We start from the raw sequence: 7,486 nt of genomic DNA, 5'->3' as shown, positions 1-7,486 counted from the left end.
GGCTCGCTCCCACAATGGATCTTTGTCGTCCACAAATGCTGTGAACACTTGAGATCTACTGTGGGAGCGAGCCCGCTCGCGAAGGCGCCCTCACAGACACCGATGAATCAAGGGCTGTAATACCCGACCGCCACCAGAAAATGCCCAACCTTTTTCAGGTAGGCATGCTTGTCTTCAACCTTGCTGGTGACCGGGTTTTTCCAGCGGTATTCGTATTCGCCGTAATCCTGCTTGGCAATCAACGCCAGGATCGGCTCGCCCACCGGTTTGCCTTCCGGGTCCTTGATCTTGCCGAAGTCGGTATTGATCAACCGCAGGTTGGTGCCGTGGGCCACGTAACGCTGGGTGTTGAGGTCAACGACGAACACGTACAGGTCATCCTGCAAGTAGCCGCCCTTGAGGGAGTTGATCGCAGTCAGCGTGCCCTTCTCGTCTTTGGCCAGATCCGTCGCCGCTTTGTTCAGCAAGGCCATCGCCTGTTCCGCCGACGCCCGTGGCAGGTAGTAACCCACGGCCAGAATCCGCTGGCCAACGCGCTGATAGAACACATGCTTGCGCTCGACCTTGCCATCGGACCAGTTCTGCCAGCGATATTCGGCCTGCTGAATCCCATTGCCCTCCGGCACTTTCAAGGCGTCCTTGAAGGCCTTCTGCAAATCCGGTCCCAGGGTTTCGGTCACATCACGCCCGATCAAGGCCGAAGACGGCCCGCCACTGGCAAGCATCACGCCCTTGGTATCGACCACGAAGACGTAACGATCCTTGTCGACAAACTCGCCCTGACGGCTGAACGCCGCGAACGCCTTGTCGCCGTTGTCGTGGTAGTAGGCCAGGGCTTTTTCCAGCAAGGCTTTGGCCGCCTGGCTGTCATCCTTTTCCGCCGTAGCCGCCTGAACCTGCCCCAGACACAACAACAGCATCCACCCCAGCACGGCCCACTTGTGCAGAACCCCCATAGCGCATCCCCTCGTTCTTGTCGGTGTTTCAAGAGCGTAGACGGCTATGGGATATGTACGAATTTTCAGGCCCTTGTAGCAGCTGTCGAAGGTTTACTGCCTTGCGCGGAGTTGCTGCTGCAGATTCTGGATCTGCGCCTGAAGGGTGTTGATGTTGCGGGTGGTCTGGCCGCGGAAGGCATCGAACTCGGCGGTATTGGTGACGCCTTGCGCTGCTGCCGGGCGGTTGTCCTGCTGGCTTTTGAGCACGATCATGTCTTGTTCCAGTCGCTCGATGGCGGCGCTCGGGTTGCCCTGTTTTTTCAGCGCGACGATGTCGGCACCGAGGCTTTTGAGCTGGGCGTCGAATTTGCTGGTGTCGTCCGGGGCGCTTTTCAGCGCAGCCAACTCGGTGCTCAAGGCTTTGACCTGCGCCTGCAGTTGCGCGTTGGCGTTCTGGTGTTCGGTGCTCTGGGCGGTCATCTGCGCCAGGCGCTTGTCCAGATCGGCGGTTTGTGCGGTCATTTGTGCCAGACGCTTGTCCAGGTCGCTGGTCTGACCGACCACACCTTGCTGCTGCTTGCTTTGGTCCTGCAACTGGTTTTCCAGCTGCTTGATTTGCAACTTCAGGGCTTCGCTGTCGCTAGTGACGTTGGTCTGGCTGGCGACCACCTTGCCGGAAATGTCCTGCAAGCGTCCCGCCGCATCCTCACTGATCCGCGCGAAACTTTCCTGGGTTGCGACCAATTGCTGTTCCATCAGCGAAATCTGCTGAAAGCTCCACCAGGCAAGGCCGGCGAATGCGAAGAACAAAGCGCCGACCAATGCCCACAGAGGCCCGGTACTGGCGCTTTTGACTTTGACCACCGGTGCCGGGCGCGAATGCACGGAGGTGCGTTTCGAGGTCGGAAAATCATCGTCATCGGGGACGTCGGCGCGCAGGCTTGGAACATCATCGAAGTCGTCGTTGGCATCGTTACGCATGGACATTGAGTCAACCTTTGTGGAACGCGGTGATGGCTATAGGCAGCGAGTATAAACCCCACGGCCGCAGCGATTGACCCTCAACGCCAAACTCGGTTCAGTGCTGGCAGGTTTGTCACTGCAAAAGTCAGCGAATGTCCTGGGCTTTCCACCAGCCGCAGAATTCATCGAGGGCCGTCCAGAGACTGACTTTCGGATCGTAGTCCAGATAATGCCGGGCGCGGCTGATGTCCAGGGTGAAATTTTTGTTCATCACCTGCATGCCCAGCCGTGACAACGTCGGCTCGGGACGGCCCGGCCACAATTTACACACCCCTTCGTTGAGCGCGGCAACGCTGTAGGCCAGGCCGTAGGAACGGTAGCGCGTCACTTGTGGGACTTCCATCTTGCGCATGACGTAATTGACCACGTCCCACAACGGCACAGGCGTGCCGTTGCTGATGTTGTAGGCCTTGCCCAAGGCCGAGTCGCTGGCCAGCAAGCTGCTGAGCAATGCTTCATTGAGGTTTTGCACACTGGTGAAGTCGACCTTGTTCAGGCCGTTGCCGATGATCGCCAGGCGTCCCTTGCGCTGCATGTTCAGCAGCCGCGGGAAGATACTCATATCACCCGCCCCGGTGACGAAACGCGGGCGCAGGGCGAGGGTTTCGAGACCGAACTCCTGTGCGCCAAAGACCTTTTGCTCGGCGAGGAATTTGGTGGCAGCGTAGGGATGCTTGAAACGTTTAGGCACCTGTTCTTCGGTCAGCCCCAGATGATCACGGCCATCGAAGTAGATCGACGGTGACGACAAATGCACCAGGCGTCGGACCCGCTGTTTCAGGCAGGCCTCGACCACGTTTTCAGTGACCTGCACGTTGCCTTGATGAAAGTCCTGATAACGTCCCCACAAACCGACCGCGCCGGCGCAATGCACCACCGCTTCGACATCGGAACACAGCTCGCGCGCCAGTTCCGGGTCGCTCAAGTCGCCCGGGATAAACTCGGCGCCACGGCGCACCAGGTGTTCGACGCTTTCGGCCCGGCGACCATTGACCCGCACGTCCAGGCCCTGCTCCAGGGCGAAACGCGCAAAGCGTCCGCCAATGAAGCCGCTTGCGCCGGTAACCAGAATTTTCATGTAGAGCTCCAACAAATGCAGCGGTGAGCATCAAGCTACACGCAGCAAGTTAAAAACGGTCCGCAAGCGCTTCACTTGCGGCTTGCAGCTTGACGCTTATGGCTGCTTCCAGGGCACCAGCCATTGCTTCGACGAACGCACCAATTGATCGGTCAGCAACCCCAGCAGCTGACCGCCATTGCGCCAATGATGCCAGTACAGCGGCACATCGATGGGCTTATCTGGCAAAAGCTCCTGCAAGACACCGCGCTCCAGCTGCTCGCGCACCTGCAATTCGGGCACCAGGCCCCAGCCAAGCCCGGCTTCGGTCAGGCGGATAAAGCCTTCAGACGATGGGCATAAATGGTGTTCGAAACCGCCATCGACACCGAGGGACGCGAGGTAGCGATGCTGCAGGAAATCGTCGGGGCCAAAGACCAGCGCCGGGGTTTTTGCCAGCAGGTCAGCACGCACGCCTTCAGGAAAATGCCGGGCGATGAACGCCGGGCTGGCCAACGCGCGATAACGCATGGCGCCCAATAACACGCTACGTGCGCCAGCCACCGGGCGCTCGCTGGCGCAGATGCACGCGGCCACTTCGCCAGCGCGCATGCGTTTGAGGCCGACGGTCTGGTCTTCGACGACCAGGTCCAGCAGCAGGTGTTGCTCGGCGCAGAAATCACTGACGGCTGCGGCCCACCAAGTCGCCAGGCTGTCGGCGTTCAGGGCGATGCGCAGACGTTCCGGCAGACCTTCTTCGTCCAGCGCCGGTACCAGCGTCTGTAGATCCCGTTCCAGCAAACGCACCTGCTGGACATGGTTGAGCAGCCGCCGACCAATCTCGGTAGGCGCCGGCGGCGTGACCCGCACCAACACCGGCTGGCCGACCCGCGCTTCCAGGAGCTTGATGCGCTGGGAGATCGCCGATTGCGACAAGCCCAGCACCTGCGCCGCACGTTCAAACCCGGCCTGCTCGACCACGGCGGCCAGGGCGGACAGCAATTTATAGTCGAACATCAGTTTTCCTAATGAGCGATCAGCATGATTGGTTTTTCTTATACCGCGTTGCACCGGAGAATAGCCAGCAAGCACTCTTGAACAGGATCACCGACATGGCTGGCGAAACTTCATTGGCAACCCTGCTGCGCAGCATGAGCCCGCACCTCAATGAGGGCGAATATGTATTTTGCACCCTGCGCGACGGCCAATTGCCCGCCGGCCTAGCGATCGTCGGCAGCTTTCGCGAGCAGGAGGGGCTGACCGTCATTCTCGAACGCTCCCTCGCCGAGCAGGCCGGTTTCAGCTTCGACTACGTCGCGGCCTGGATCACCTTGAACGTGCACTCGGCCCTCGAAGCCGTCGGCCTCACCGCCGCCTTCGCCACGGCATTGGGCCAGGCCGGCATCAGTTGCAACGTGATCGCCGGTTACTACCACGACCATTTATTCGTCGGTCAGGCCGATGCTCAACGCGCAATGCACGTGTTGCGCGACCTGGCAGCTAACGCGGAGTAAACCCTTATGTGGCAAAGCTATGTGAATGGCCTGCTGGTGGCCGCCGGGCTGATCATGGCGATCGGCACTCAGAACGCGTTTGTGCTGGCGCAGAGCCTTCGACGTGAACATCACCTGCCGGTGGCGGCGCTGTGCGTCACCTGCGACGCCTTGCTGGTGGCCGCCGGGGTATTCGGGCTGGCGACGGTGCTGGCGCAAAACCCGACCTTGTTGGCGGTCGCCCGCTGGGGTGGCGCGGTATTTCTGATTTGGTATGGCAGTCAGGCGCTGCGTCGGGCGTGCTCGAAACAAAGCCTGCAACAAGGTGAAAACCAGACGGTGCGCTCACTGCGTGCGGTGATGCTCAGCGCGTTGGCCGTCACCTTGCTCAACCCGCACGTTTATCTGGATACCGTGTTGTTGATCGGCTCCCTCGGCGCGCAGCAAACCGAGCCCGGCGCTTATGTCGTGGGGGCGGCCAGTGCGTCGTTGTTGTGGTTTTTCACCCTGGCACTCGGCGCGGCATGGTTGGCACCCTGGCTGGCACGGCCCAGCACCTGGCGGATTCTTGATCTGTTGGTGGCGGTGATGATGTTTGCCGTGGCGTTTCAATTAATCGTCGCCAGCTGATTATTCCAAAAGGCTCTGGAACCTCTATCCCACACAGTTGTTGCGTGGTTATGCCGCACCCCCGGTGCTATGATCCGATCCGATGCGCCGCAAAGAGTACAAACTCCCCGGCGCTTGTCTGGCCGCCCGTGATCGGCCTTGCGCTCACCGCAACTGACCTGAATTAGGAGAATCATCATGGCTTTCGAATTGCCGCCGCTGCCTTACGCACACGATGCCCTGCAGCCGCACATTTCCAAGGAAACTCTGGAATACCACCACGACAAGCACCACAACACCTACGTCGTGAACCTGAACAACCTGGTGCCAGGCACCGAGTTCGAAGGCAAGACCCTGGAAGAAATCGTCAAGTCTTCCTCGGGCGGCATCTTCAACAACGCCGCTCAAGTCTGGAACCATACTTTCTACTGGAACTGCCTGGCGCCAAACGCCGGCGGTCAACCAACCGGCGCACTGGCTGAAGCCATCAACGCTTCCTTCGGTTCGTTCGACAAGTTCAAAGAAGAATTCAGCAAAACCTCCATCGGCACCTTCGGTTCCGGTTGGGGCTGGCTGGTGAAAAAAGCTGACGGTTCCCTGGCCCTGGCCAGCACCATCGGCGCCGGCAACCCGCTGACCAGCGGCGACACCCCGCTGCTGACCTGCGACGTCTGGGAACACGCTTACTACATCGACTACCGCAACGTTCGTCCGAAATACGTCGAAGCGTTCTGGAACCTGGTCAACTGGAAATTCGTGGCTGAGCAATTTGAAGGCAAAACCTTCAAGGCTTAAGCTCGACGCCAGACAAGAAACCCGGCTTTTATGCCGGGTTTTTTTATGGGCTTTGGAAGTATTCACTGCCGTGTGTCGCTCTAAACATCGAATCAACTACCCAGCCGCCTTCGCTAGCAGGCTCGCTCCCACAGTGAACACACCCTTTATAAAACCCGCTCGATCTCCTGCGGGAGCGAGCCTGCTCGCGAAGAACGATGACGCGGTCTCTGGAATGCTATGCCGGATCGACGTTATCAAGCGCCCGGTTCACCGCCAACTCCGCCAGCATGATGATCTGCTGGATTGCCAGCACGGTGTTGCGCTGCGGGCCGATCAGGTTCGAGGCGAAATCGCTGGCCATGACGCTGGCCGAAGCCAGGGACTCGCAGGCTTGGACCAGGAGGCTTTCAGTGTCCATGTCGGGGGCGATCATGAACATCGTGCTGGGGCGCCGGGGTTTTTCGAGGTATTGGTTTGGCGGGTCGAGGTAGTAGTCGAGGGCGCGTTTTATGGCTTCGTGGTCTTTGAGGAGCGTTTCGGCTTCGGTGGTGGGTGCAGTGTTGACGGGTGGGTCGGGGATTAATTTGTCCATTGAATTTCTCCAGCGTTGGAGCCTCCACTTGCCGCTTCTCACACGGCGAAGAGGTGGCAGCTATGTGCGAGGTGAGAAGACCGGTTATGGACACCCGGCCGGACCGAAGTCCGCCCGCACACAGCCGCCATAACGCAAATACTGGCAGCGGATAAGCTGGCGGCGATTATGCGTGTACAGACACTGGATGACCATAAGTTGCCGGGCTCTCACACCCGGTCGCTGAGTTTTCAGCGACAGCCAGAGGTTAGAGAACACGCTTCCTACCCGGCAACCTGAAAAATGCGTGGGAAAACGCTGAGTTTTTTACACATCGTTCAACACACAAAAATGGAACGCGGAGCGTCCCGGGCGGCATTCCCACGCGGAGCATGGGAACGATCAATCGGGAGGCATCAGGAAGAGATTGGTTGGCTGTCAGGCCGCCTTCGCGAGCAGGCTCGCTCCTACAGTGGAATGGGTATACCTGCAAGGGATTGGTTGGCTGTCAGGCTGCCTTCGCGAGCAGGCCTCGCTCCTACAGTGGAATGTGGGTATCTGCAAAGAGATTGGTCGGCTGTCAGGCCGCCTTCGCGGGCAAGCCTCGCTCCTACAGTGGAATGTGGGTACCTGCAAAGAGATTGGTTGGCTGTCAGGCCGCCTTCGCGGGCAAGCCTCGCTCCTACAGTGGAATGGGGGTACCTGCAAAGAGATTGGTCGGCTGTCAGGCCGCCTTCGCGGGCAAGCCTCGCTCCTACAGTGGAATGGGGGTACCTGCAAAGAGACTGGTCGGCTGTCAGGCCGCCTTCGCGGGCAAGCCTCGCTCCTACAAGAACTCAGCGTACAGCCTTTGATTCTCACCACTCATCAGGCCGAGCGTTAGCTCGCCTTCAGCTCTTGATCTTGATCTACCCGCCCCTTTCGGGAGGCTGAGTGGAGGTGTTCATCCGGGGAGTGGCGCGCAGCGCCGTTCGACGCAGTCGAACACGCTGCATGTAGGTCGTCGCGAAGCAGACCG

Annotated in this window: 8 protein-coding genes; 3 read left to right on the top strand and 5 right to left on the bottom strand. The window is 59.6% G+C overall.

The window, feature by feature from the left end; genetic code table 11:
- Positions 1 to 107: 107 nt before the first annotated feature.
- The 4 genes from QMX98_RS30130 to QMX98_RS30115 form a co-directional block, all read right to left on the bottom strand.
- The gene (locus QMX98_RS30130; protein WP_077750482.1) at positions 108 to 956 is read right to left on the bottom strand and encodes a cache domain-containing protein; all 849 of its coding nucleotides are present in this window, start codon (positions 954 to 956) and stop codon (positions 108 to 110) included.
- Between the two features lie 93 nt (positions 957 to 1,049).
- Positions 1,050 to 1,925 carry an ATPase gene (locus QMX98_RS30125; protein WP_282411844.1) on the bottom strand — a complete coding sequence of 292 codons (876 nt, stop codon included), beginning with the start codon at positions 1,923 to 1,925 and terminating at the stop codon, positions 1,050 to 1,052.
- A 121-nt stretch (positions 1,926 to 2,046) separates the two neighbouring features.
- Positions 2,047 to 3,039 carry an NAD(P)-dependent oxidoreductase gene (locus QMX98_RS30120; RefSeq protein ID WP_010457606.1) on the bottom strand — a complete coding sequence of 331 codons (993 nt, stop codon included), beginning with the start codon at positions 3,037 to 3,039 and terminating at the stop codon, positions 2,047 to 2,049.
- A gap of 96 nt (positions 3,040 to 3,135) precedes the next feature.
- Positions 3,136 to 4,035 (bottom strand): LysR family transcriptional regulator ArgP, encoded by a 900-nt coding sequence (locus tag QMX98_RS30115; protein ID WP_010457608.1) that lies wholly within the window; start codon positions 4,033 to 4,035, stop codon positions 3,136 to 3,138.
- A 95-nt stretch (positions 4,036 to 4,130) separates the two neighbouring features.
- On the opposite strand from QMX98_RS30115, the gene QMX98_RS30110 reads away from it, so the two are divergent.
- The 3 genes from QMX98_RS30110 (at position 4,131) to QMX98_RS30100 (ending at position 5,915) form a co-directional block, all read left to right on the top strand.
- Positions 4,131 to 4,532: an ACT domain-containing protein gene (locus QMX98_RS30110; protein ID WP_010457610.1), complete on the top strand. Its 402-nt coding sequence runs from the start codon at positions 4,131 to 4,133 to the stop codon at positions 4,530 to 4,532.
- A 6-nt stretch (positions 4,533 to 4,538) separates the two neighbouring features.
- Complete coding sequence (locus tag QMX98_RS30105; RefSeq protein ID WP_010457612.1) at positions 4,539 to 5,141, top strand: LysE/ArgO family amino acid transporter; 603 nt, start codon at positions 4,539 to 4,541, stop codon at positions 5,139 to 5,141.
- A 177-nt stretch (positions 5,142 to 5,318) separates the two neighbouring features.
- Positions 5,319 to 5,915, top strand: coding sequence for a Fe-Mn family superoxide dismutase (locus QMX98_RS30100; RefSeq protein ID WP_010457614.1), 597 nt, complete (start codon positions 5,319 to 5,321; stop codon positions 5,913 to 5,915).
- A gap of 217 nt (positions 5,916 to 6,132) precedes the next feature.
- Here the strand turns inward: QMX98_RS30100 and QMX98_RS30095 are convergent, their stop codons facing one another.
- Complete coding sequence (locus tag QMX98_RS30095) at positions 6,133 to 6,489, bottom strand: DUF6124 family protein (protein ID WP_145310994.1); 357 nt, start codon at positions 6,487 to 6,489, stop codon at positions 6,133 to 6,135.
- Positions 6,490 to 7,486: the final 997 nt, after the last annotated feature.

Source organism: Pseudomonas sp. PS02303, from assembly GCF_029959925.1.
Lineage (GTDB): Bacteria > Pseudomonadota > Gammaproteobacteria > Pseudomonadales > Pseudomonadaceae > Aquipseudomonas > Aquipseudomonas mandelii.
This window is presented reverse-complemented; position numbering and strand designations above follow the sequence as displayed.

What these genes read in the sequence shown, in the direction of transcription:
- QMX98_RS30130 (WP_077750482.1), bottom strand. Translation starts at nt 956, where the DNA reads ATGGGGGTTCTGCACAAGTGGGCCGTGCTGGGGTGGATGCTGTTGTTG.
- QMX98_RS30100 (WP_010457614.1), top strand. Translation starts at nt 5,319, where the DNA reads ATGGCTTTCGAATTGCCGCCGCTGCCTTACGCACACGATGCCCTGCAG.
- QMX98_RS30115 (WP_010457608.1), bottom strand. Translation starts at nt 4,035, where the DNA reads ATGTTCGACTATAAATTGCTGTCCGCCCTGGCCGCCGTGGTCGAGCAG.
- QMX98_RS30120 (WP_010457606.1), bottom strand. Translation starts at nt 3,039, where the DNA reads ATGAAAATTCTGGTTACCGGCGCAAGCGGCTTCATTGGCGGACGCTTT.
- QMX98_RS30095 (WP_145310994.1), bottom strand. Translation starts at nt 6,489, where the DNA reads ATGGACAAATTAATCCCCGACCCACCCGTCAACACTGCACCCACCACC.
- QMX98_RS30110 (WP_010457610.1), top strand. Translation starts at nt 4,131, where the DNA reads ATGGCTGGCGAAACTTCATTGGCAACCCTGCTGCGCAGCATGAGCCCG.
- QMX98_RS30125 (WP_282411844.1), bottom strand. Translation starts at nt 1,925, where the DNA reads ATGTCCATGCGTAACGATGCCAACGACGACTTCGATGATGTTCCAAGC.
- QMX98_RS30105 (WP_010457612.1), top strand. Translation starts at nt 4,539, where the DNA reads ATGTGGCAAAGCTATGTGAATGGCCTGCTGGTGGCCGCCGGGCTGATC.